This is a genomic window from Psychrobacter sp. TS_SC_6 (genome assembly GCF_056156305.1).
In genome coordinates this window covers 1,901,779-1,926,823 of record NZ_CM149590.1, presented here as the reverse complement: position 1 = coordinate 1,926,823, position 25,045 = coordinate 1,901,779, and the positions used below count along the sequence as shown (strand labels likewise).

Sequence of the window (25,045 nt, the reverse complement as noted above, 5' to 3'; positions counted from 1 at the left end):
TAAATCAATACTGTTAATAAGGTTATAGATAGTGACTACCTACTATCATTGAGCTAAGCATAAAAAATAAAAGACTTACTATTAATATGGATATAGTGTATAAAGTGGTTATACCCACAATAAAAGTAAGGAATAAGTTATGAACTGGCCACTTTTTTCTGTTGTTTCTTCAATGGCAGCAACTGTCATCATCGGTCTCTTTATTATCGGTGCTTTGGTCACAGGATTTAATGAAATCCCACATATCCAAATAGCAGTCGCTATCGGTTTCTTAGTTTCTATTCCCGCAGCATTATTTTTAACCAAAAAAATTGGCAGCATTACAGGTAATGAGGAGGGTTATAAAGCATAGTTCGTGGTGAAAAAGATCGTAGTATCATGTAATCGAGCATTTTACATATGCTAGTCAATTTATTTTTTCGTTGAAAACTTTGGTACTGAATCTTTCGGACTTTAATAAAAAAAGACCTTGATACGATGATCAAGGTCTTTTTTATTAAGTACTATACATTGAACTATTTCAGCTCAACGGTTGCGCCATTTTCGATATTGGCATAAACCTCTAAAACGTCCCAGTTGGTCAAGCGCACACAGCCCGCTGATGCTTGGCGGCTGATGCCTTCAGGCTTAGGTGAACCATGTATACCATAAGAAGGTTTAGATAAGCCCATCCATACGACACCTACGGGACTGTTCGGTCCTGGTGGTAACATATGTATTTTTTTATTCGCGCCTTCACCGACGGTCGCTTTGTACCATGGCATTTTAACCTTATTAATGATTTTAAACGTGCCTTGTGGTGATGGCGTGGCGTCACTTCCTATGGTAGTTGGATAGGTGGCAACCAGCTTATCATTGTTATAAGCATATAATGTCTTATCAGCTTTGTTCGCAACGATACGATTAATACGCTGCTTAAGCGGTGCACGGGTATTCAACACCGTAATGGTTTCACCAGCTTTATATTGTTTGTTTTTATTAAGCTTGTCTAAATAACGCACATCCATATGGAAGCGCTCACCAAACATCTCCTTGATGTCTTGATAATACAAGCCCTTCATTTTTGACTTGGCTTCTGAGTCTGCAGGCGTAGTAGCAAAATTAGTATTCACATCATCTTCGGTGATGGTATAAGTTACTAACACTGGCTTGTTGGCTGGTATGTTTTTAGTCAAAGCGTCCCAGGTTTTTTGATCCATTTTACCCGTTGCTGGCAAGCCTTTCATGGTTTGGAAGTTGATCAGTGCTTTTTTACTGTTCATACCCCAGCCGCCATCAATAGCGCCCGGAGACGCATGATTCCAGTCAAGCAGCGCCTGCATTTTGATAGTCATAGCTGAATTAACTTTCATACTCGGTGTCCATGTGGCACCGTTTACTTGTTTGGCATAATTAGACAAATTCAGCGTGGTATGTTTTTTACCATCAACATCAGCGATACTTTTGATAGAAGTATCCGTTGCACTATCAGCCATGGCAGAGCTAGGTGCTGATACCGCTTGACCTTCGCTAATATCGTCACTGTCTGATTGCTCATCCTTACGAGTCAATTCCTCTACGGTCATATTGTCAGCGGTAACCGCGACCGATGCTTTCACTTCAGCGTCCTGCTTGGCATCAATCAGCTGGGTCATACGGTCCGCTGATTTGGCTTTACTCGTATCTAGCTTTACGGTCGTACTAGAGTCAACTGAGCTACTGCGACTTTCTTGCACATTCAAACTGACTTTTTTCGCAATATTAGGAAGCGAGTCAGCTGTGCGTACAGGTAAAGTGCGTGCACCATCAGCAGGTGCAGCAATCGCACTCATACTAACAACAGCGATAGATATAGCGGTGATAAGAGGTTTTATTTTCATCATATTTATATACTTGTGGTGGCTGCTAATAAGGCTATTATGCGCATAATTTGGATGCTTCGCAAACTTTTGACACATATTTTTTCGTTTAAGACTTGCCAAACGTCAACAGTTGACGTATTCACTACAATTAAGCAAGAGTTGAGTCAGGCTAGGGCTGCCTTTTCCACTCAATTAACAGTTACCACAATACGTTATGAGTTTTAAGATAATGATAGATGGCTATACTAAATCTCCTTTTTAAACCGTTCTTTTAAAGCCATGGGCGACTTAATTGTAAATACTGCTGGAGATTTTGTTGAAGTAAAAAAATACAGTCATTGGCGCATCATCTTGTTTCCGTCTATAATGTGGAACGAGATTTTTATTTAAGAAATTGGCTGTTCAGTGAAATCATTGAAAGCGATTTAACCCATCCGCATGTAGTCAGTGAGCATGTAATCAGCAAGGTGCGATATGTCAGAAGACCAAGTAATGAGCGCAGAAGAATTTCAAAATCAATACTTTAATGATGATTCACAAGGTATCAATGATGATATGGAATACGATTTAGAGACAGGGCTGGTCGGTGAGCACGATGAATTTGCGACTTTGCGTGCGGAGCTTGAAGAGGCACGTGAGCAACTGGTCACTATTCGTGACTTTATTCGTTTTTCAGTGACGCAATTACGTAACTATGATGTGGTTGTCGCCCAAGGCACCACCGATGAGTTTGCCGAAGCATCTGCGATTGTATTGCATTCTTTGTCTTTGGATTGGTCCGCCAATGATCAGATTCTGGACTGTCGTTTGACCACCTCAGAGAAGCAATTGGTTCTAAGCTTGTTAGAAGAGCGTATCGCTGAGCGTAAGCCATTAAGCTATTTGATTAATCTGTCTTATTTCTGTGATTTGCCGTTCTATGTCGATGAGCGCGTATTGATTCCTCGCTCACCTATTGCTGAATTGATTCGTCAGCAGTTCCATCCATATTTTGAAGTGAGCGAGCTGGCAAAACCAATAGGCGTAAGTGTCAATAATCAAGCGCCGGCTTTTTATGATCATGGCTTAGAAATTAAACAGCTATCACAGCCTGAGCGTATTTTAGATTTATGTACCGGTTCTGGTTGTATTGCTATTGCGCTGGCGACTCGTTTTGTCGATGCTTTGGTTGATGCCGTAGATATTGATAAAGGCGCACTAGAAGTCGCGATGGTCAACGTCGATCATCATGACCTTGGTCATCAAGTCAATGTGATTGAGTCAGATTTATTTGCTAAGATTCCGGCTGAACATCAATATGAGCTGATCGTAACCAATCCTCCATATGTCGATGCCGCCATCATGGCAGACTTGCCACCAGAGTTTTTGTATGAGCCTGAGCATGCACTAGCTGCTGGTCAAGATGGTTTGGACTTGGTACATCGTATCTTGTTTGAAGCGCCAGATTATCTTAGCCCAGAAGGTTTGCTAGTCTGTGAAGTGGGCGATAGCGAGTGGGCGTTAAAACAAGCTTATCCTGAGATTCAGTTTGATTGGTTAAGGTTTGCTCATGGCGGTCATGGCATCTTTGCGATTACCTATGATGAGCTTATGAGCTATCGCTCATTATTCGCCAATTATGTACAGTTACTAGATAGCAATCGATAAATCAATCAAGATTGATACTATAATTAAAACAGTCAAAAATCGACTTCATTTGTTTAAGGATAAATATGGCAGGCAACAGTATTGGGCAGGTCTTTACCGTCACCACCTGCGGTGAGTCGCATGGCGCAGGTTTGTTGGCAATCGTCGATGGCGTGCCACCAGGTTTAGCCTTATCCGAAGTCGACTTGCAAGTAGATTTAGATCGCCGTAAACCGGGTACTTCTAAGTACTCGACCCAGCGCCGTGAATCTGATGAAGTCGAGATTATCTCTGGCGTTTTTGAAGGTAAAACGACAGGTACTTCTATCGGCTTACTGATTCGTAATACTAATCAAAAATCTAAAGACTATGGTGAAATTAAAGATACTTTTCGCCCCGGCCATGCCGATTATACTTATAGTATGAAGTATGGCTTTCGTGACTATCGTGGCGGTGGTCGATCATCGGCGCGTGAGACTGCCATGCGTGTCGCTGCTGGTGCTATTGCCAAGAAATATTTGCTGGAGCGTTTAGGTGTACAAATTCGCGGCCATGTTACCCAAATTGGTCATGAGTATAGTAAGGTTGTAGACCCAAGCACAATCGACTGGGATTTTGTCAATAGCAATCCCTTCTTTTGCGCAGACGCCGATGCTGTCAGTCGCTTTGAGACCTTGATAGATAGCTTGCGCCGTGAAGGTACGAGCTGTGGTGCCCGTCTTGAGATTATTGCAAGCGGCGTACCAGTTGGACTTGGTGAGCCGGTATTTGACCGTTTAGATGCCGATATTGCCCATGCCATGATGAGTATCAATGCCGTTAAAGGTGTTGAGATTGGTGACGGTATGGCAGTGGCAGCACAATTTGGGCATAGTTCTCGTGATGAAATGACACCCGATGGTTTTACTGCCAATCATGCAGGCGGCATCTTGGGTGGTATCTCATCAGGACAAGATATCCGTGTCAGTATTGCCCTGAAGCCAACCTCTAGCATTACTACGGCTGGCAAGAGTATCAATACAGAGAGGGAAGCGATTGAGATGCTGACCAAAGGTCGTCATGATCCTTGCGTTGGTGTACGTGCAACGCCCATTGCTGAAGCCATGTTAGCGATTGTGTTACTGGATCATTATCTGCGTCATCGTGGTCAAAACGCAGATATTAAACAACCAGTTCAATCCATTACTTAATGTCTTTACGTTATAAGTAGGATTGCTATATTACTTCAACCCTTTACAGTTGGCATAGTAACTGACCGCTGCTGGCCAATCTGAGAAGATGCCTTTAACCCCAACTTCTTGCGCCAGCACATCAATGATATTCATGATGTCACCATCGTTATTAATAGCGTCGCTAAGCCCACTATAATACCAGCCACCACCATTTTTTAATGGCCCTGACCGTTCAAGCGACCACGTGAGAATGTCCAGGCCATTGGCTTTGGCTTGTAAGGCATATGCCGACGGTAGCAGCTTGCCATTACCATCGCTGGTGACCAATAGCCAAGTTGCAGGGGCAATGATATTAACGCCGCGCGCTTTCAGCTCAGCCAGTGAATGTTCCCACGTTGATGGGTCGTTTTTATCAAATATTTTACCCGCCGCGCTCTCGTTGCTATCATCGATGAGATAGACGGCATTGGCGGCATAGTTCGGTTCGGTATTCATCCAATAATCAATATCTGCAAGATTAAACGACTGCGGGTATACATCGCTGGCGGGCACGCCTGCCACTTTATAAGTATCAATCAGTTGTTGACGATAAGTATCTAAACTATATCCATTAAATGGCATAGTAACCACAGGTTCTTTGAGCTCAGGTGTATGCTTCATGCCCAAGCTACTGGCAAGTGCGATATGCTCTTTTAATGTCAATACCTCACCATTTTGCGAATACAAATCCGTTCGCCATGGTGCAGTCGCATTCATGTAGGCACTAATACTGGTTGCTTTTGGATTAGCGGCGTCCATTTTTCCCGTTAAGCTTTTAAAATCCCTAACGCTAATATCTGAAGTTCGACATTCAATATCGGCGGCATTGGTGAGAGTTCCATTCGCATCCATTATAGGTGGGACACTACATTGATTCGCTAATGGCGTGGCGACAATATTGGTCGTGGTATGCAAATCGTTTTGGGCATGGCGACATACCAGCTCACCGTCATTAGTGAAGGCCACATCACACTCTAAAATGCCTGCACCCATCTGTGCTGAGGCTATGTAACTGTCATAAGTATGCTCAGGAAATTGTAGAGGCGCGCCGCGATGGGCGATAGAGAAATCTGTCTTGCTAGGTGTTTGACCCTTACATGCCAGTAACTCATCTTTTAGCGGGCTTTCATCCATATCGTTGATCAGATAAAATGGTCGAACGCCATAGGTATAAGCTAGCGACTGTATAGGTTCAATCGTTGGCGGTAGAGTAGGTGGTACGACCGCTGATGAACCGTCATCTTCATTACAGCCTATTAATAAAAAAGCGCTGATAATTGCTAAAGGTAAAGTAAAACCTTGGCGTCTGAGTCTATTCAGCACTGCGTTATGCAGCTGCGCCCGCTCATTCGCTGAATTTTTTGAAATTGTCATGTAAACTACCCTCAAAAATGTGCATAAATCATCATTACTAATTTTATGGTTACTGACTTAATTCCTAAACTATAGAGTTATGTTTAAGGAATGATGACAACCAAAGTAATTTTGTAATATTAATTTTGTTTAAATTTTTGACTCTCATAGGATAATTAATGAATAACTATTTAGATAGCGTTATTGTCGAACACAATCCTGCAAACAAAGCGATTAATCGATCCGTGATTTGGCTGCATGGTTTGGGCGCTAGCGGTCATGACTTTGAGCCGGTAGTGCCGCAGCTCGGATTAGCGGATGAAATGGCAGTGCGTTTTATCTTTCCGCATGCACCCAACCGCCCAGTGACGGTCAATGGCGGTATGGTCATGCCTGCATGGTATGACATCTTGGAGATGAGCCTTGAGCGCAAAGTTGATATTGCGCAGATTGAAGAGTCCGCACAGCAAATCCATGACTTGATTGCTCGTGAGATTGAGCGCGGTGTGAAACCTGAGCATATTGTGATTGCAGGATTTTCGCAGGGCGGGGCAGTGGCTTATCATGTGGCACTCAGTTACCCACAGCGCTTGGCTGGCTTGATGGCGCTTTCTACCTACTTTGCAACCAATGGCAGTGTTCGCTATAGCGCTGTCAACATAGATATGCCAATTCTGATCGAGCATGGGTCTCATGATCCAGTTGTTCCAGTTATATTAGGCGAACAAGCAAAGCAGTTATTATCAGAGAAAGGATATAGTGTTGCTTATCATACCTATCCTATGGCACATCAGGTATGTATGCCGCAGATTCAAAATATCGGTAAATGGTTAAATACCATACTGGCTTAGATGGTTAAGCTGTAACGTAATGTAATACAGAGCTTTAATCAGTTGCAAGCAGCCGTATATATGCTATATAATCATCGACCTTATTGGGGATGTTCTGGCTTCGACGCTGGTGATGAAACTCAATGATGCATGTCGAGAGTATATGTCCTCTCGTTAATCAAACATATATTGTTATAGTCGCAAACGACGAAAATTACGCTCTAGCAGCTTAAACCCAGTTTACTTGGTTTAGACCCTGCTTACTAAGTTGCTGATCATCTACAGTTGGTCAACTAAGTTGAAGCGTCCGCATGTAGAAGCGCCACAAGTGATTGTCTCAATCGCTTGGGTTTAAAAGTAGAGAATCGGCTAATCCATCCTGACTGTCGGATCGGTGCAGACTAAAATTAAAGACAGAAACTAAACATGTAGATTCATGAGCGTAATGCTGGCGGACGCGGGTTCAACTCCCGCCATCTCCACCAAACAACGATAAAGGGCTGACCGTCTATGACAGTCAGCCCTTTATTTTGGGCGGTTATCCCGAACTGGGGTTAAGTACAGTTGTTCATATACTGTGATTCTGTCAGATCTGGGTTACGACAGTCTGTTGACGGATCATATCCGTCATCATAACCTGAACGTTCAATCACGAATTTACGTAAATCAGCCTGTGTACCGCCACCAAGTGTGAAATCATTTAACAGATCTATCATGTCTTGTGATATTTCAATATCATTGCCAACGAGATAATCAATATGTGCCGCTTGTGCTGGTGTTAGTGGTCCCGTTATTTCTACAGCGTGATCACCTGTTCTATTATTGTAGTCTTCTTCACTGTAGAAGTTCTCCTCGCTATCTTCAGCTAGACCATGAAATACATCGTCAATATCATCTTCAGTTATGACTACTTCATCTGCTATATTAGATAGATCCAAGTCATGTGACACTTTTTCTTCAATTGCTTTTTCAGATGTCATATCTTTTGAATCTAACGAAAAGGAAATCCTTGTGACTTTCCAGCTAAGGCCGTCTCTATGCATAATCACATCTAATGACTCATCCGCATCATCAGCATCAATGATCTGAACTTTGAATCGATTAAATGACAGGTAGCCTGCCTTATAATCAATATCCTCATTTTTGGCTGCAAGCTTATCTTCAGGCGTGTCATTACTTAAATCAAAATCCAATTTTTGCCCTTGAAGCATTAATGCAACACCATCAGGTGTGACCACACCATCGATGATTGGGTCTATCATTGCAGCGGCTAACATAGTTCCTAGAGCCTCAAAACCATCTTGCTCATCACTCGCAGCAAGCTCTTCAACCATAGCGGCTTTGACTTGATCTTTTATGCTTTGCTTAACGCTAGGGAAATCAATATAACCTGAGAGCTTATCTGCGTCTTTTTGTTCAGCAGCATTTTTAATGTTATATAAAGCTATATATGGTGAAGCGTAAAGGTAAATCGCGAATATAACCAACAAGCCAGCCAACCAAGGTAAAAGCTTTTTCAAAAAATCTCTCCTGAATTTCTAACAATATTAAAGTGCGATGAAGCACTATTGATCGCTAACGCTTAGTCTAAAATGGCTGCCATGCTTACAAAGCATAATTTTCGCCAATTTTCTGTATTTATACAGGTTTACATAGTAGTAACATTTGGAAATTAATGCTAACATTAGTTGACTTGCAAAACAATTTAATAAAGTCTTATTTATCAAAAATATCTTTTAGGATTCGACAGGAATATCACCGTTGTCGTCCGTACAATAATTTTCTTAGGTTTATATAAGTTCTGAGTCCAGCAAAATAAAAATTAACCATTGTTTATGATCTATATTGAGCACGAGATAACAGTTCCTTCCAAAAATGAGTCGATAGATAAGCTTGCTTAAAAGCACAATCTCGCTAAAATTGTTACCACAAAGCAAATCACTTTCTTATATGGCTAATCGTGCATTCATTGCATGGTTAACTATCAAAATATAGAGAATAAAGAAACATGGCTAAAACACCGGTAAGCAAAAAAGATAAAACAGACAATGGTAATTTTGAAGAAGCTCTCTGGGATGCCGCCAACAAGCTACGAGGTAGCGTCGAATCCTCAGAATATAAGCACATCGTCCTTAGCCTGATTTTCTTAAAATTCATCAGTGATACCTTTGAGCAGCAACGCCAAAAGCTTATTGATACAGGTTTCGAGAAGCATATCGACATGGTGCAAGCCTATACCAAAGACAACGTGTTCTATTTGCCTGAGGAGAGCCGCTGGAGTTTCATCCAGCAGAATGCTAAGCAAGAAGACATCGCGCTTAAAATCGACACAGCGCTTAGTACGATTGAGAAGACTAACCAATCATTGAAAGGCGCATTGCCTGACAACTACTTCTCTCGTCTGGGCTTAACGGCCAGTAAGCTTGCCGCCTTGATTGATGTGGTCAATAACATCGACACCATCGGTAATCCCGAAGAAGACACGGTAGGGCGCGTGTATGAGTATTTCTTAGGTAAATTTGCGGCGACTGAAGGCAAAGGCGGCGGTGAATTCTATACGCCTAAATCTGTGGTCAATCTGATTGCTGAGATGCTAGAGCCATACCAAGGCAAAATCTATGATCCGTGCTGCGGTTCAGGCGGTATGTTCGTCCAGTCCATCAAGTTCATCGAAAGTCATCACGGTAATACCAAAGACGTGTCTATCTATGGGCAGGAGTACACCAGCACCACCTATAAACTCGCCAAAATGAACCTTGCCATACGTGGTATCTCTAGCAACTTGGGCGATGTGGCTGCCGATACGTTCTTTAAAGATCAGCACGAAGATCTCAAAGCGGACTTCATCATGGCAAATCCTCCTTTTAACCAAAAGGATTGGCGGGCGGCTGATGAGCTGGTCGATGATCCACGTTGGGCAGGCTATCCGACACCGCCGACAGGCAATGCCAACTATGCATGGATATTGCACATGATATCTAAACTTTCTGAGCACGGAACGGCTGGGTTCGTACTGGCAAATGGCTCGATGTCTACCACCACCAGCGGCGAGGGTGAGATACGCGAGCAAATCATCAAAAACGATCTGGTCGATTGTATGATTGCGCTGCCGGGTCAGCTGTTTTATACCACCCAGATTCCGGTGTGCTTATGGTTTATCAGTAAAGACAAACAAGCCAAATCCGCTGACAGCAAAGCACGTGGCTTGCGTAACCGCAGCGGTGAGACGCTATTTATTGATGCGCGCGCTATCGGCAGCATGATTAGCCGCACCAATAAAGAACTTACGAAAGATGATATCGAAGCGATTGCCAAGACGTATCATGCATGGCGCGGTGAGAAGGAAGCTGGCGGTTATGAAGCGTATACGGATGAAGCAGGTTACTGTAGATCAGCGACTCTTGATGATATCAAAGCCAATGACTATGTGCTCACCCCTGGACGCTATGTCGGTGCTGCTGCTATCGAAGATGATGGCATACCGTTTGAGACTAAAATGCTGGATCTAAGCCAAACGCTGTATGCACAGATGCAAGAGTCACAGAAGCTCGATGCGACGATTCGTCAGAATTTGGAGGTGTTGGGTTATGGCGAGTGATTTTAATTTAGATCAATTTCCTTTACCAAAAGATTGGACTCGACAAGAATTAATAGACTGTACTGAAGATGGGAATATATCCTATGGAATAGTGCAGCCTGGCAAACATTTAGACGAAGGTATACCAGTTCTACGTGTAAACAATATAGGAAATAATAGCTTAGACCTTGAAGCTGTAATGAAAGTTGATCCTAAAATTGAAAAAAAGTATTTGAGAACTCGTTTATTGGGCGGTGAAGTACTATTAACCCTTGTAGGGTCAACTGGTCAAAGCATCATAGCGCCTGAATATATGAAGGGATGGAATGTTGCTCGTGCAATCGCTGTAATAAGAGCTGATAAAAATATAGGAGCAGACTGGATCAATATTTGCCTTCAATCTAGAGAGATACATCATTATCTTAATTCACGAGCAAATACTACAGTTCAAAAAACATTAAATCTTAAAGATGTTCGAAGTATTCCAATCCCTATACCTCCGCTTAAAACTAAATTGTTTATAGAGAACATAGCTACTTCATTGTCAAAAAAAATCGAGCTAAACCGCCAAATGAACGAAACGCTAGAGGCGATGGCGCAGGCATTGTTTAAGAGCTGGTTTGTGGATTTTGATCCGGTGATTGATAATGCGCTTGCGGCTGGTAATGCTATTCCTGATGAATTTACCGAACGTGCCGAGCAACGTAAAGGTATTGAGAAAAAAGACAATTCAGAAATTCAAGACCTATTCCCTGATGAGTTTGAGTTTACGGAAGAGATGGGATGGATTCCGAAAGGTTGGGGTGTAAAGAAAATTAGTGATTTAGTTGAATCGGTATCTATAACTTATCCACTCAAAACTGTTAATGAAGTCATATTTCTAAATACAGGTGATATATTAGCTGGAAAGTTGCTCCATAAAAATTATTCTGATGCATCTAGCTTACCTGGACAAGCTAAAAAATCTATAAAAAGAGATGATATTTTATATAGTGAAATCAGACCCAAAAACAAGCGATATGCTTATGTAAACTTTGAGGCGGATGACTACGTTGTTTCTACAAAGTTAATGGTATTGAGATCAGTAAGTAGTGTTAAGTCGCTTTTTTCTTATTTTTATCTTAAACAAGAGAGTGTTGTTTTAGATTTACAGTACATGGCAGAAGATCGTTCGGGAACTTTCCCTCAAATAACATTTGATGTTTTGTCACAATTAACGCTGACTTTACCTAATGAAACAGCGTTAGTTGATTATTTCACCGATCAAGTTTTAGTACCTTATCACAATAAAATATATAAAAATGAAGAGAGCTCTGAAAAGCTGGCAGAATTCCGCGACACTCTTTTACCTAAGCTAATGTCAGGTGAGCTACGTATTGCAGACGCTGCCGAGATGGTAGAGGAGGTATCGCATAAAAGCACTATGCAAAAAGCGCATAGCGGCTAGTTTGACTGACTGGTGTTTTTTTTATGACCAGGTTGTCGCAAATTTTGCGCCAACTGCCGAGCAATCCTAGGTAGTTCGCCAAGAGGGACAGCGACAAATTTATCTAATAGAAGCAATATGCAAAAATGCATATTACTAACGGGCTTAGAGAAGGCGAATTGTATAAAAAGGCAACTGTCGCACATTTTGCGCCAGTTGCTGATGATGGCAATAAACGCAGTGGCGCGTTTTTGTTTGTCGATTTTTTGCATCGTAATAACCGCTTGCTTAACAGCGAGGGCAACATGGTAATTAATGACACCGGACTTGCCGCCTTAACGTTGCTGGTTGCTGAGTCTGATCCCAATCAGAAAGACACTTTGATTAAACTGATTATGAATATGCTGTCGTTAGAGCAGTGATAAATAGAGGCGTAACCGATGACATTCACTGAAGACAGACTTGAACAAGCCATTATTGAGCTACTAGCAGCTGAGGGCTATCCGCACACCCTTGGTGAAACACTTGACCGCAGTCCTGATGACGTGCTGATTAAGTCTGACCTTCGACAGTTTCTAGCCGCTCGTTACCGCGATGAATCAATCACAGATTATGAGATTGAGTCCATCATTCATAAGCTCGAATACCTTCCTGCCTCTGACCTCTACGACACCAACAAAGCCATCATGAAGTTTGTCGCTGATGGCTTTTTCTTAAAGCGTGACGACTATACCCAAAAAGATTTATACATCCAGCTCATTGATTATGAAGCACTCGATAACAATCGCTACCGCATCGTCAATCAGATGGAGATACAAGGCTTTGAGCGGCGTATTCCTGATGGCATTCTCTATATCAATGGCCTGCCACTGGTAGTGTTTGAGTTTAAGAGCAGCATCCGCGAAGATGCCACTATGTTTGATGCCTATACCCAGCTGACCACTCGCTATAAGCGCGATATTCCAGAGCTGTTTAAATATAATGCGCTATGCGTGATTAGCGACGGGGTCAACTCAAAGATGGGCTCATTCTTTGCCCCTTATGAGTTCTACTACTCTTGGCGCAAAGTCACAGGCGATGAGAAGTTAGAGAAAGACGGCATTCATTCCTTACTAACCATGATGAGCGGTTTATTCGATAAAGCGCGTTTGCTTGATGTCATCCGTAATTTTATTTACGTACCTGATAAATCAAGCTTTGATGCGAAAATCGTTTGTCGCTATCCGCAGTATTATGCTGCCACCAAACTGTTTGACAATATTAAGCGCCATATGAAAGTGCTTGATGCAAACGGCAAGTTTGATGAGAGCGATGCTTTACGAGATGGAAAGGGCGGTACCTACTTTGGCGCGACTGGCTGTGGTAAAAGTTTTACCATGCTATTTCTCGCACGTCTGCTGATGCGCGACGTTGAGCTTGGTAGTCCAACCATCATCTTAATCACGGACCGCACCGACTTAGACGATCAGTTATCTAAAACCTTTACCAATGCTAAGACCTATATCGGTGATGACGAAATCATTAGTGTTGAAAGTCGTGCTGAGCTACGAGAAAAGCTAAAAGATCGTAAAAGTGGCGGTGTGTTCTTGACCACCATCCATAAGTTCACTGAAGACTTAGCGTTACTGACTGAGCGTACCAACGTCATCTGTATCTCAGATGAAGCCCACCGTAGCCAAATCAATCTCCAGCAAAAAATCACCGTCCTTGATGATGGGGTTAAAAAGACTTACGGCTTCGCTAAGTACCTACATGATTCATTGCCTAATGCTGCTTACGTGGGCTTTACGGGCACACCGATTGATGCCACCTTAGATGTCTTCGGTCCAGTCGTTGATAGCTATACTATGGTCGAGTCGGTATTTGATGAAATCACTGTGCGTATCGTCTATGAAGGCCGCGCTGCCAAAGTATTACTCGATAGCAAGCAACTTGATGAAGTAGAAAAATACTATCAAGAAAGCGCCGACGCTGGTACTAATGAGTACCAAATCGAGAAAAGCAAAAAAGCCATGGCCAGCATGTCTACCATACTGGGTGACCCTGATCGCATCAGAGCCATTGCTGAAGACTTTGTGACACATTATGAAGCGCGAGTAAACGAGGGCACGACACAAAAAGGCAAGGCGATGTTTGTCTGTAGCAGCCGTGAAGCTGCCTATCAGCTATATAAAGACATCATAGAGCTGCGTCCTGAATGGGATGAGATAAGAGCATGCGAGGAAGGCTCAACCTTATCTGAAAGCGACAAGAAAAAAGTTAAACCTATGGAGCGAGTCAAAATGATCATGACTCGTAACAAGGATGATATCAAGCCCATGTGGGACAATCTCGGTAACAAAGACTATCGCAAAGAGCTCGACCGTCAGTTTAAAAACGGCAAATCTAACTTTAAAATCGCCATCGTTGTCGATATGTGGCTCACAGGCTTTGACGTGCCTTTTCTCGATACCATCTATATTGATAAACCCCTGCAAAAGCACAGCCTGATTCAAACCATCTCACGAGTCAATCGTAAATTTGAAGGCAAGGAAAGCGGCTTAGTGGTCGATTACATCGGCATCAAAAAGCAGATGAACCTGGCGCTCTCGCATTACACAGGTGGTCAAATCCAAAACCTAGACGATATCCAAAAATCAGTCGTCGTGGTAAAAGACCATTTAAACCTACTTGATACCGTCTATCATAAGTTTGACTCCAGCCTATACTTTAACGGCACGCCACTAGAGCAGCTCAATTGCTTAAACGCAGCGGCTGACTTTGCGCTGCAATCTAAAAAGCTAGAAAAACGCTTTATGGATTTAGCCCGTCGTTTGAAGTCTGCCTATGATATTTGCGTAGGCAGTGAATCACTCACCAAGACTCACAAAGACAAGATTCACTACTACTTAGCTATTCGTACCATCATCTTTAAAATCACCACTGGTGGCGCACCTGACGTTGAGCAAATGAACCAAAAGGTGCGTGACTTGGTAAAAGCAGCACTGATGAGTGATGGGGTAGAAGAAATCTTTAAACTCGGTGATAACAATGTTGATAGTGCGGACGGTACGATCGATATCTTCGATGAAGACTATCTAGCCAAGCTTGAGGTGGTTAAGCAGCCCAATACCAAGTTAGAGCTGCTACAACAACTACTTGCTAAAGCCATTGGTGAGCTGAAAAAAACCAATAAGGTGAAAGGTGTTGATTTCAGTAAGAAAATGAATGCTTTGGTCGAGAAGTATAATGACCGTGACGAGCAAGACATTCTGCGCGCCGAAGTCATTGGCGATTTCTCTGATGAGATCATCAAGCTGTATAACGAGCTACGGGTTGAGATGGCATCGTTTGGTGAGATGGGTATCGATTTTGAAGAAAAAGCATTTTACGATATTTTGCTGTCACTGGCACATAAGTACGACTTTACCTATCCAGAAGCTAAGCTGATTGAGCTGTCCAAAGAAGTGAAACAGCTCATCGACGAGAAGGCTAAATACACTGACTGGAATAAGCGTGATGACATTAGAGCAGAGCTACAGTTTGATCTTATGGTGCTGCTTGATGAATGGGGCTATCCACCTGTTGACTCAAAAGAGGTCTATAAAGAGATATTTGAGCAGGCTGAGAACTTTAAGAAGCATAGGGTGGTTTAGATATACTCATACATAATTTAGTATGACCTCTTTGAGTTTGAAAATGCTGTAACGATAATTTAATTCTGTCAGACATGGCTGCCTGACTCAAGTAAATCAGCCTCCGATATAGTTGGGACGGTTCAATATATATATTTTACATTCTATGCAAATTGAACCTCGTACCATCAATAAGCTGAATTAGCTTTCTATAAGAGATTCTTTCTCAAAAATCAATAAAATTAGAGTTATTTTTTAGGCTTAATGCTAACATTTGTTTGCTGGATGTGTGTTTTTTGTATATAATGTGCTGATTTTATGACTTACGTAATCTTTGAAGAAGGCGACTTTAATTGCTGATAGAGAGATTATCGAGTAAGCCCTGAATTTAAAACTTAGTAAAGAAATTATAAAAATAGCTAGAAATTCCAATTAAAAGGGTGAGTTATGAAAAAGGCTATATTGACACTTTTGTGTTTGTTGGCTGTTCAAGTTAGTAATGCTGAAATTATTAAAGTGAATGGAGAAGGTGCTACACCTATTATCAAAAAAGATCTGAATGGCACACGTAATCAAGCCTACAACAATGCAAAAACTGATGCTGTCATTGCTCTCATTAAGCGTATTAATGGTCCGCAGGCGATGAATGAAGCGAGTCAATATTTAAATGACATTGTAAAACAAGTTGACAGCAACTATGTGCTAAACCGAGGCAGTAGTACCAACAGCAACAATGAATTAGTCACTCAAGTTAGTCTGGAAATGGATGACCAAGAATTTCGTTCAATTCTTAATGATTTAGGATTGGCAAAGAAAAATAGTCGAACCAGTCCGATTATGATTGTGATGGATGAATACTTCGGCGTACCAAAAGATAACGCTAAGCCAGTTAAAGAATTTACTTCTTATTTTTCAGATCGTAGCTATAGCTATGATGAAGATGCAAGTTACAAAGCCAGTGAAAGTGCTAAAGCCAGTGCGTCGGATTCTTATTCATCAAAAGGACGCTCGGCTGCCGCCTCAGGTTATGCTTATGATAATTATTATGGGGCCGGTGTAGGTGTTGCTGCCCGCTCATCAAGCCATAATAACTCAGGTAAATCAGCATCTTCAAGTAGCTACAATGCCAGTGAGTCGGCAAAATATAGCCAATCTGAAAGTCAAAAGGATATTCAAAGTTTTGTGAAATATGTGGAATATCAAACACCCAGTACTAAGGCTGAGCGTAATAATCAAACATTAAATTCAATTGCAAGTTCTGCATCTCGTTATGACTTGCGGTTGCTCGATTCTGACCGTTTCAGAAGTCAGTATTTAAATGGTCGTAGTATGACGATTCAACAACTAATGAGTGATGTAGAGCTTAATAAGCTAGTAATCGCAGCGCGTAAAGAAAAAGCGGACTGGTTTATGGCTGGTAGCTCTTATATTTATGATCGTGGTCGTTCAAGTGCCACGGGTCAATTTGTCTGCGATGGTGCGGTAAGTTTTAAGATTTATTCAGTAGATGATTCGACTTTAATGGGCGGGGAAACTCGTACAGAGTCATCGACAGGTGCGACCACAGATTCATGCCGTACCAATGTAGCCAAGAAACTGGGTGAATTGGCAGTTAGCCAAGTTGGACCACAGATTTTAGGTTATGCAAAAAATCGCTCTATGTACGGTAAAGAAATTACCATTTTTGTGAAAAGTGTTTCTGGTAATGTTTCTTCACGTTTAGGTGATGATTTGTATATTGCCTTAGATGAAATGGATGGCGCAGAAAATATCGATATTCGCACTCAAGACGGCAAATTGGTTGAAATGACCATGACCTATAAGAGTGAAAAACCGATTAGTGCAGAATTGGCTAAAGCGCTACGTAAAGTAAGCCCAACGTTATCAAGTGCCGAGCGATTACTAGCTGGAAATACGATCACACTCTGCATCGGTGGTACACAGTGCACATAAAATTTAAAGTCTTATGTTTGGCTATGCCGATGCTTGTTTCAGCATGGGCAAATGCGAATATTCAAATCTACCCATCGAAAGGTATTTTTGGATTGGAGCAAGGTTGTCGTACCGATCCTAGCAAATATGAAGCGAATGGTTCTTCTATTGTGTGTGATTTTAGTCAAGCGATTGACAATGAAATCATTCGTAAACAAGCCGAGCAAATTTTTGTACAAGGTTTAAAACAAAATTTCGGTGAACAAGTTGTCGATACTATTTCACAAAAAACTAAAAATCGTACTTATATAGCATCTTTAGAAGTTCTACGCGCGAGTGAATACATTGTAAAGAAGGATTCGACAGCAGAAATTTTTCTGCCAGTTACTTTAAGTTTAAAACTCACTAACGTGTTGTCGGGCGAGGTCATTTATAGTGACAGTGCGACGTTGTCGCAACCAATTCAGGTACTTACTACTGAAATTGATTCCACTACAACAAAAACAGCAATTAAACAGAAATTTCAAAGTACTTTGTTGACATTGACTAAGCAAGTGACTGAAGAATTAAAATCGAAACTTAAAATTTCTGAAACTGAAACTCAAGTGATCGATCGCTGGAAATCTTATCTGGTTCTAGATAAAGGTTTTAAGCAAGGAATCGCAGCACAAGATGAGCTGAGTTCAACAGAGGGTGATTTGATTCGTGTAGTACACGCGGACAGTGATTATGCTGTGGCTGTGCCAATATTGATGCAGGGCAATAGTAAGCGCTTTAGCAAAGTATCGACTAATACACGTCAGGCTATGAATAAGCCTAAAGCATTAGTGGTTAATGTACTGACTTATCAAGGCGAATCAAAAGATTTAATTGAGCAAATTTTTTCAGATGCAGTCGGTGAGCAAGCCTCGTTTACTTTGACTCCAGTCAACAAACGTTATAGTGCTATGGCACAAAGTGTTAGTGAACAGACTGCATTAGCGCAAAGTGAAGACATTAACCAACGTGAGTTACCTGAATTTTTTATTCGGATTAATGTCATTCCTGTCATTGCTTATCAACAGCAGATTGGGAAAATGACTCAGCAACAAGTTCTCCATAGTGAAGTTTTTGCTGAAATGATTGATCGTTCTGGTCGCGTGATCTACTCAGCACATGCAACAGATGATATTAAAGACGTGATTTCAGAAGGAATGGGATTTTCTCTAGAGGCACGTAAAGAAGTTGTATTGAAAAATGCACTTTTGAAATTAGGTCAAAAATTTCAAAAAGGGATTCAATTTACTCGTTCTGATTTAAAAGTTTCGAGTTCAAGTGGTCATAACATTACCATTGATGATGCGGGGGAACGCTTAAGTACCGGAATGAAAGTCCATGTTTATCATTCAGATAAGGCAGCAGGACGTAATATTCTGATTCCAACATGGGAAGCGACTGTTTTGGAACGTCAAGGTGCGAAAGTTACAGCGCAATTAGATTTCCCTGTCAACAGCAGTGATCGCATGCCCGTGCGTTCTGGAGACAGGATTTTGCTTGATAGTTCTGCTCCAGTGGGTGACTCGAAACAATCGCGTGTTTTATGTCCAAGCTTACCGACCGAGCAAGTTGGTGAAATTTCATTTGATGGTTTTGGTCCTTTGATTTACCACGCTTTTGCCAGTCAGTCGAAACGACCATTTTATGCGACAGGTTCAGGCTTTAAAGGACAGACCCTACTGAAAGATTCAGTCGTTGCTATGACTGAAAATGCTGGGTTTAAAAAAGATATGAAAGCTAATTTTTATATCCCAAGAGATAAATGTTTACAGCCAGTACTTAAGATTGAAGTGAAACAAGACAGTATTAAATGTAATGCAGACAAAAGTAATTGTGATGCCACATTAGTTATGGCCAGTGGTGCACGCATATTCAACCAAACGTCTGAAAAAATAGGGGCTTATGGTTTGCAACAAGAAATTGCATTAAAGGGTATAGATCATCAGCATCGTCATGAAATGTATAACATTCAGATGTTTGAGGCTTTACCAAAAATTTTAAATCAAATCGTGCAAAAAGCCGATTCTTCACAATAGGGATAACAAGGTATGAAAAAAATTGCAATTGTTTTAGCAATAGCAGCTTCAATGGGAACATCAAGCGTCTATGCAGGGTTTGGGTCACTGAGTAAGATGGCATCGTCATTATCTGAATCTGTTACTGGCGTATCTTCTTCAAATATGGATATCAACGGTTTCTTCACGCAGGCTAAAGCAACCAATGAGATGTTTACTCAGAGTCGTGCTGCTTTAGCGTCATTACTCGCAAGTAAACAAGATTCAGATGAATTAAAAGCAAAACAGAAAAGTCTGAAAACAACCTCTGATCTGAAAGAACAAGAAGCCATTCAAAAACAAATTGTAGTATTGTCTAATGCTGTTTTAGAAGCCTCTCGAAAAGATGAAGCAGGAACAGTAGCTAAGCTGTCAGCATTGAATACGGAGCAGAAGAAACATTTGTTGGACTCTGCAACAAACTTTGTAATCGCAAGTTTAACCGCTCGTGAATTGGCGGTAGGCGCTAAACAAGTAGGGACTAGTTTAATAGCGAATCCAAGAAGCTTGACCAATACAGGAATGTCTTTAGTTGAAGCTAAAGGTGTGGTCGGAGATATCACTGGTATTGCTAAAAATTCAACGATGGCTTTGGTGGAGTATCCAAAACTATTTAAAAAGGCTGGTATTGAATTCAAAATGCCGACAAGTTCATCAGATAAACCAAAAGTACTGAATGATATTTAAAAAGATTAATTTAGGTTAAACCTTGAATACAATCAAAATTGTAAATGATGATTAAGTCATTCAAAGAAATAAGAGAGCTCTAGAGGGCTCTCTTATGTTTTGGTATTTTACGGAATTTAAAGTACCTTGGACTCTGACCCCTGCTGTCAAATCCGTATAGTTAAACTTGGGAGATTTTAGTTACGCAGCCTGAGTGTAAAAGTCAAACCACACCTGTCTTGGCGATTTATGAGCCTTTCCCAAACTTTGTGTAACTGCTTATAATCCACTAACAGGAGAATAAGCAATGACTACTCAATCTGACATTAAAAAACTGGCTGAGCAAATGGCTGGTAGCATGAAAAGCTTCGATGACATCAAAGACTTTCAAAAGCAGCTCATGCAATCGTTTATCGACACTGCCCTTGAAGCTGAAATGGAAGACCATCTCGGCTACCCCAAGCATGAGAAAGCAGACAAGCCTAATAAGCGCAACGGGCACACTAAAAAGACCGTCCGCAGTGACACAGGCGCTTTTGAGATCTCTACCCCAAGAGACCGTGACAGTAGCTTTGAGCCTGTATTGGTTGCTAAGCAACAAACCCGCATCTCAGGTCTTGATGATAAGATCATATTCCACTACAGGCATAGCCTTACGTCTTGCGCTTCGGGCAACTGTCCCCCGGACACTTGCTTCTCCTCGCTCATACGCCAAAGGTCAAACCACCACTGAGATTGTAGAGAGCATTAAAGAGCTCTACGACGTCGACATATCAAGCTCTCTTGTCTCAAGGGTCACCGACAACGTCTTAGATGACATCACCGCTTGGCAGAACAGGCCACTGAGCAGTGTTTATCCTATCGTCTACTTAGACTGCATTGTCGTCAAAGTACGTCAAGACAAGCAGATCATCAATAAAGCTATTTATCTGGCACTAGGCGTGGGACTGGATGGTAGAAAAGAGCTGCTTGGCATGTGGTTATCAGAAAATGAGGGCGCCAAGTTCTGGCTGGGCGTTCTCACTGAACTACAAAACCGCGGGGTTCAGGACATTCTTATTGCCTGTGTAGATGGTTTAAAGGGCTTCCCTGATGCCATCAACACGGTTTATCCCAATGCTCAGGTTCAGCTTTGTATCGTGCATATGGTGCGCTATTCGATGAAGTTTGTACCTTGGACAGATAAAAAGGCTGTAGCGGCTGATTTAAAGGCCATCTATGGCGCTGATACGATTGAGATAGCAGAGGCCAATCTTGAGCACTTTGATGAGGTGTGGGGTGATAAGTATCCTCATGTCATCAAGTCTTGGCGTAATAACTGGGAGGGCCTCACGGTGTTCTTTGGTTATCCTAAAGACATCAGAAAAGCGATTTATACCACTAATGCAATAGAGTCGCTAAACAGTGTGATTCGGACGGCGGTGAATAAGCGTAAGGTATTCCCGTCTGATCAAGCGGCATTTAAGGTGGTGTACTTAGCCACCCAGCAGGCATCTAAAAAGTGGTCGATGCCCATTCGTAACTGGTGTAGTGGCATAATAAAACTGGACAGCGCATAAGAGGCTATACTACCCCAAAGAGGAAACTAGTATGACCAACAAACGCAACCAATACACCCGAGAATTCAAACTTGAAGCCATCAGCTTAGTCACTGATCACAACCGTAGCATCCCCGACGTTTCTGATTCACTTGGCATAGGCAAATCCACCTTACAGAAATGGCTGAGTCAGTACCGTCAAGAAATGGGTGGCCAAGCACCTAAAGTCGGCAATGCCTTAACCGATGAACAGCGAGAACTCCAAGAACTGCGTAAACAAGTAAAGCGGCTGACTATGGAGCGCGACATCTTAAATGAGGAGGGATAAAACGAAGCACTGCTTCGTCCCGACGCAAGACGAGAGCTATGCTCGAGTGAGGCTTCAGCTCTGCTAGCCTTGGACAGTCTGAGCGATTATCGCTGATAAGTCAGCTGGCAGAGCAAGACAAACAGATGAGTAAAACTCAATTGTGTGACCTGTTTGGCATGGTTAAGAGTAGCTATTACTATGGCTTGCAGCCAAAGCCGATAAATATTGAAATGGTCAAACTTAAAGCCTTAATTCGCCAAATATTCAATGACTCAAAGCAATCAGCTGGTGCTCGCAGCATTGCCGCCATACTAATGAATGAACATGGCATCAAGCTGACCCGCTATATAGCAGGTAAACTCATGGCGCAGATGGGGCTCATCAGTTGCCAGCTAAAAACACATAAATACAAGCGAGCTGATGAAGAACACCAAGCTCATGACAACATACTGAACCCTAATTTTAGTCCAACTGCCCCTAATCAAGTCTGGACAGGGGATGTGACTTATATACGCATCAAAGGCGGCTTTATAGTTAAAATATCTCAAAAACGCTACAGTGCTGCTGGTATAAATTTTTTGCAGCCTCTGTCTGCGTAGGCACAGCAAGCAAGAAAAATTAATATCAGCAGTACGTTATGTATCGATATTGCTTTTCCCTGACTATACGTTTGTTTTTTGAATAAGTATGAGACAGGTAGCGATAAATCCAAGACTTAGTGCCGTTAGATCTGATTATTAGATGCATGGATTAGGATAGATTCATAGGACAGTATAGAACGCCAGATACAACAAAGCCCCTGATATCAGGGGCTTTAGCTGTTCTATAAGATAGTATAGGACTATGTAATGGTACCCGGAGCCGGAACGGTAATACAAGATCAAGTGTTTGATATATATAGACAAATATTTATATATATAATCTAGTACACTTGTGAGTATACTTAAGGTTTGTTTTTCAGTTTTATAATTTAATAGTAACTAAATATTATTGCTTGAAGAGGTTTTAGTATAACACAAGCTATGAACGTAATATGGTAAGGCAAAAGCTGTCGATAGACTTGTAACACGTATGAGGTTAGTCTGAAGCATCGCCCTGATTTAATGCTTTAGTATTATTTATGATGAGCTCATCATACATTTCCTCTATCGAATTATTAATCAACTGATTCGCTGTAAAGCCACTAAAGTCTATAAGTTTGTCTAACTTAGCCTGATTTTTCTTATATATCTTTATACTGCTCTCGCTTACCTTACTTTTAGTAACATACCGCTTTTGGCCATCCCAAGCTTTTTTCATACTGTATAGAACGTAGCTTCTTGAAGAAAAACCTTTTTTATTTTCAGTACCTATCTCAGGGCTTTCAACATTAGATAATACATCCAGACTTGCAAGAATAAGCTCGTATTTTTCCTCAATGCTCTCAGGAAAAAACGTATCTTTTAGTATGATATGTTGACTATCTGCTCTATCTAAATAGTCATAAATCCAGTTGATTTGATTAGGATTATTAACATCTATCCATTTAGTGTGTCTATTTTCTACACGGTTTTTGAGATAGATTGACTTTGCATGGATTATTCCGGTAGCTATCCCATTAGCTGCTTCCCATGTTATGAAAGTATTATAAGTAGGAAGAGTGCGTCTATAGCTATGATCAAAACTGTTAATATTGTATAGCAAATAAGTGATTACTAACTCGAGTAGCTCACTGAGCTATGCTGAAGAAACCGTACACCTAAACTTGGTAAACTAAGCACAACAACAGGAGTTTACCATGATCAAGAAAATCAGAACTTATAGCCCAGAATTCAAAGCCGAAGCCGTCAAGAAGATAGCGGATAACGATGGCAATATTTCAGCGACCGCAAAGCAGCTTGGTATCGCCATGCAAACGCTATCGAACTGGCATAACAAAGCCAATCAAGGCAAGCTTATCGGCACTGAGCAGTACGATCCACAGCTTATGGCCGTGATGGAAGAAAACAAGCGACTGAAGCGACAACTTAAAGTGGCTGAAGAGGAACGAGAGATCTTAAAAAAGGCGACGGCGTACTTCGCGAAAAACAGTTAGTCAGGTACGCCTTCATCAAAGATAACCAGCACTTCTTTAGCATCACCACTATGTGCCGCGTGCTAAGGGTAAAGCCCTCAAGCTACTACGATTGGCTAAGCCGCGATATCAGCGACCAACAGATACATCGCAACCAGTCTGAGCTATTGGTTAGAGCCGCTCACAGTGAAACGAAAGAACGTTATGGCGTAGATCGACTGCATGCTCATCTAAGTGAGCAAGGGCATTATATTAGCCAGTATATGGTCAGAAGCATCAAAGAAGAACATAGCATCAAATGCCGTCGCCATAAGCGCTTTAAAGTCACCACCGACTCCAATCACAACAAACTGGTCTATCCGAACGTGCTGGATCAGCAATTTGATGCCAGTCGCCCTAACCAAGCGTGGGTCAGTGATATTACCTATATCTGGACAAACGAGGGCTGGTTGTATTTAGCGGGAGTCAAAGACTTATACACCAAAGAGCTGGTCGGCTATGCCATTAACAAACGTATGACCGCTGATCTAGTATGCCGTGCACTCAATATGGCAATCAAGAATAAACGTCCAAGCAAAGGGCTAATCGTTCATTCAGACAGAGGCAGCCAGTATTGTAGCCATGCGTACCACAAGATTATCAAGCAGCATCACTTTACAGGCTCTATGAGTGGCAAAGGCAATTGTTATGACAATGCGCCAATAGAAAGCTTCTGGGGCATATTAAAGAATGAGCTGGTATATCATAAGGACTATAAAACAAGGTTTGCAGCCATCAACGATATCATTAGATATATTGAGCTGTATTACAATCAGACGAGGATTCAAAAGGGCTTGGGCTATAAATCGCCAAGACAGGTCTGGTTTGACTTTTACACTCAGGCTGCGTAACTAAAATCTCCCAAGTTTAGTTCTACGGGATTGACAGCAGGGGTCAATGAGCTATTAGACTTCTCGCAAAAGTACAACTTCATTGACT

18 protein-coding genes, 1 other RNA gene and 1 pseudogene are annotated in these 25,045 nt (G+C 41.7%); 16 read left to right on the top strand and 4 right to left on the bottom strand.

Annotation, left to right across the window (positions count from 1 at the left end):
• Positions 1 to 139: 139 nt before the first annotated feature.
• Positions 140 to 352, top strand: a complete 213-nt coding sequence (locus AC0J5Y_RS08165) for a hypothetical protein (protein WP_475130243.1) — start codon at positions 140 to 142, stop codon at positions 350 to 352.
• A gap of 163 nt (positions 353 to 515) precedes the next feature.
• Here the strand turns inward: AC0J5Y_RS08165 and AC0J5Y_RS08160 are convergent, their stop codons facing one another.
• Positions 516 to 1,937, bottom strand: a complete 1,422-nt coding sequence (locus AC0J5Y_RS08160) for a L,D-transpeptidase family protein (RefSeq protein WP_475130242.1) — start codon at positions 1,935 to 1,937, stop codon at positions 516 to 518.
• Between the two features lie 378 nt (positions 1,938 to 2,315).
• On the opposite strand from AC0J5Y_RS08160, the gene prmB reads away from it, so the two are divergent.
• Both prmB and aroC read left to right on the top strand, forming a co-directional pair.
• Positions 2,316 to 3,488, top strand: a complete 1,173-nt coding sequence (prmB, locus tag AC0J5Y_RS08155; RefSeq protein ID WP_475130241.1) for a 50S ribosomal protein L3 N(5)-glutamine methyltransferase — start codon at positions 2,316 to 2,318, stop codon at positions 3,486 to 3,488.
• A 65-nt stretch (positions 3,489 to 3,553) separates the two neighbouring features.
• Positions 3,554 to 4,657, top strand: a complete 1,104-nt coding sequence (gene aroC / locus AC0J5Y_RS08150; protein ID WP_475130240.1) for a chorismate synthase — start codon at positions 3,554 to 3,556, stop codon at positions 4,655 to 4,657.
• Between the two features lie 30 nt (positions 4,658 to 4,687).
• On the opposite strand, the gene AC0J5Y_RS08145 is transcribed toward aroC, so the two are convergent.
• Positions 4,688 to 6,052, bottom strand: coding sequence for a glycerophosphodiester phosphodiesterase family protein (locus tag AC0J5Y_RS08145; RefSeq protein ID WP_475130239.1), 1,365 nt, complete (start codon positions 6,050 to 6,052; stop codon positions 4,688 to 4,690).
• A 158-nt stretch (positions 6,053 to 6,210) separates the two neighbouring features.
• Here AC0J5Y_RS08145 and AC0J5Y_RS08140 point away from each other — a divergent pair, with 158 nt between their 5' ends.
• Entirely contained in the window at positions 6,211 to 6,882 is a 672-nt protein-coding gene (locus tag AC0J5Y_RS08140; protein ID WP_475130238.1) for an alpha/beta hydrolase, read from the top strand.
• An 85-nt stretch (positions 6,883 to 6,967) separates the two neighbouring features.
• Positions 6,968 to 7,346: a transfer-messenger RNA gene (ssrA, locus tag AC0J5Y_RS08135) on the top strand.
• Between the two features lie 69 nt (positions 7,347 to 7,415).
• On the opposite strand, the gene AC0J5Y_RS08130 is transcribed toward ssrA, so the two are convergent.
• A complete protein-coding gene (locus tag AC0J5Y_RS08130) occupies positions 7,416 to 8,381 on the bottom strand; it encodes a DUF2939 domain-containing protein (RefSeq protein ID WP_475130237.1) in 966 nt (321 codons plus the stop codon).
• Positions 8,382 to 8,869: 488 nt separating this feature from the next.
• Here AC0J5Y_RS08130 and AC0J5Y_RS08125 point away from each other — a divergent pair, with 488 nt between their 5' ends.
• The 10 genes and pseudogenes from AC0J5Y_RS08125 to AC0J5Y_RS08080 all read left to right on the top strand — a co-directional run bounded on the left by AC0J5Y_RS08125 (position 8,870) and on the right by AC0J5Y_RS08080 (position 22,613).
• Positions 8,870 to 10,459, top strand: a complete 1,590-nt coding sequence (locus tag AC0J5Y_RS08125) for a class I SAM-dependent DNA methyltransferase (protein ID WP_475130236.1) — start codon at positions 8,870 to 8,872, stop codon at positions 10,457 to 10,459.
• Complete coding sequence (locus AC0J5Y_RS08120) at positions 10,449 to 11,885, top strand: restriction endonuclease subunit S (RefSeq protein ID WP_475130235.1); 1,437 nt, start codon at positions 10,449 to 10,451, stop codon at positions 11,883 to 11,885. Before AC0J5Y_RS08125 ends, AC0J5Y_RS08120 begins: the two co-directional genes overlap by 11 nt.
• Before the next feature lie 125 nt (positions 11,886 to 12,010).
• Positions 12,011 to 12,286, top strand: coding sequence for a hypothetical protein (locus AC0J5Y_RS08115; RefSeq protein WP_475130234.1), 276 nt, complete (start codon positions 12,011 to 12,013; stop codon positions 12,284 to 12,286).
• Positions 12,287 to 12,304: 18 nt separating this feature from the next.
• The gene (locus tag AC0J5Y_RS08110; protein ID WP_475130233.1) at positions 12,305 to 15,499 is read left to right on the top strand and encodes a type I restriction endonuclease subunit R; all 3,195 of its coding nucleotides are present in this window, start codon (positions 12,305 to 12,307) and stop codon (positions 15,497 to 15,499) included.
• A 426-nt stretch (positions 15,500 to 15,925) separates the two neighbouring features.
• Positions 15,926 to 17,431, top strand: a complete 1,506-nt coding sequence (locus AC0J5Y_RS08105; protein WP_475130232.1) for a hypothetical protein — start codon at positions 15,926 to 15,928, stop codon at positions 17,429 to 17,431.
• Between the two features lie 23 nt (positions 17,432 to 17,454).
• The gene (locus tag AC0J5Y_RS08100; RefSeq protein WP_475132128.1) at positions 17,455 to 19,482 is read left to right on the top strand and encodes a hypothetical protein; all 2,028 of its coding nucleotides are present in this window, start codon (positions 17,455 to 17,457) and stop codon (positions 19,480 to 19,482) included.
• Between the two features lie 12 nt (positions 19,483 to 19,494).
• Positions 19,495 to 20,187 (top strand): hypothetical protein, encoded by a 693-nt coding sequence (locus AC0J5Y_RS08095; protein WP_475130231.1) that lies wholly within the window; start codon positions 19,495 to 19,497, stop codon positions 20,185 to 20,187.
• A gap of 286 nt (positions 20,188 to 20,473) precedes the next feature.
• A pseudogene (locus AC0J5Y_RS08090) lies at positions 20,474 to 21,725 on the top strand (IS256 family transposase).
• Positions 21,726 to 21,756: 31 nt separating this feature from the next.
• Entirely contained in the window at positions 21,757 to 22,032 is a 276-nt protein-coding gene (locus AC0J5Y_RS08085; protein ID WP_298910444.1) for a transposase, read from the top strand.
• A gap of 125 nt (positions 22,033 to 22,157) precedes the next feature.
• Positions 22,158 to 22,613 (top strand): IS3 family transposase, encoded by a 456-nt coding sequence (locus AC0J5Y_RS08080; protein WP_475130230.1) that lies wholly within the window; start codon positions 22,158 to 22,160, stop codon positions 22,611 to 22,613.
• 478 nt (positions 22,614 to 23,091) lie between these two features.
• Here the strand turns inward: AC0J5Y_RS08080 and AC0J5Y_RS08075 are convergent, their stop codons facing one another.
• Positions 23,092 to 23,697 carry a hypothetical protein gene (locus AC0J5Y_RS08075; RefSeq protein WP_475130229.1) on the bottom strand — a complete coding sequence of 202 codons (606 nt, stop codon included), beginning with the start codon at positions 23,695 to 23,697 and terminating at the stop codon, positions 23,092 to 23,094.
• Positions 23,698 to 23,791: 94 nt separating this feature from the next.
• Between AC0J5Y_RS08075 and AC0J5Y_RS08070 the strand changes: the two genes are divergently transcribed.
• Positions 23,792 to 24,957, top strand: a protein-coding gene (locus AC0J5Y_RS08070) for an IS3 family transposase (protein ID WP_475130053.1) whose coding sequence is annotated in 2 segments (ribosomal slippage) — positions 23,792 to 24,047 and positions 24,047 to 24,957 — 1,167 coding nt in all. Because the reading frame shifts where the segments join, the coding sequence is not laid out codon by codon here.
• The last annotated feature ends 88 nt before the right edge of the window (positions 24,958 to 25,045 follow it).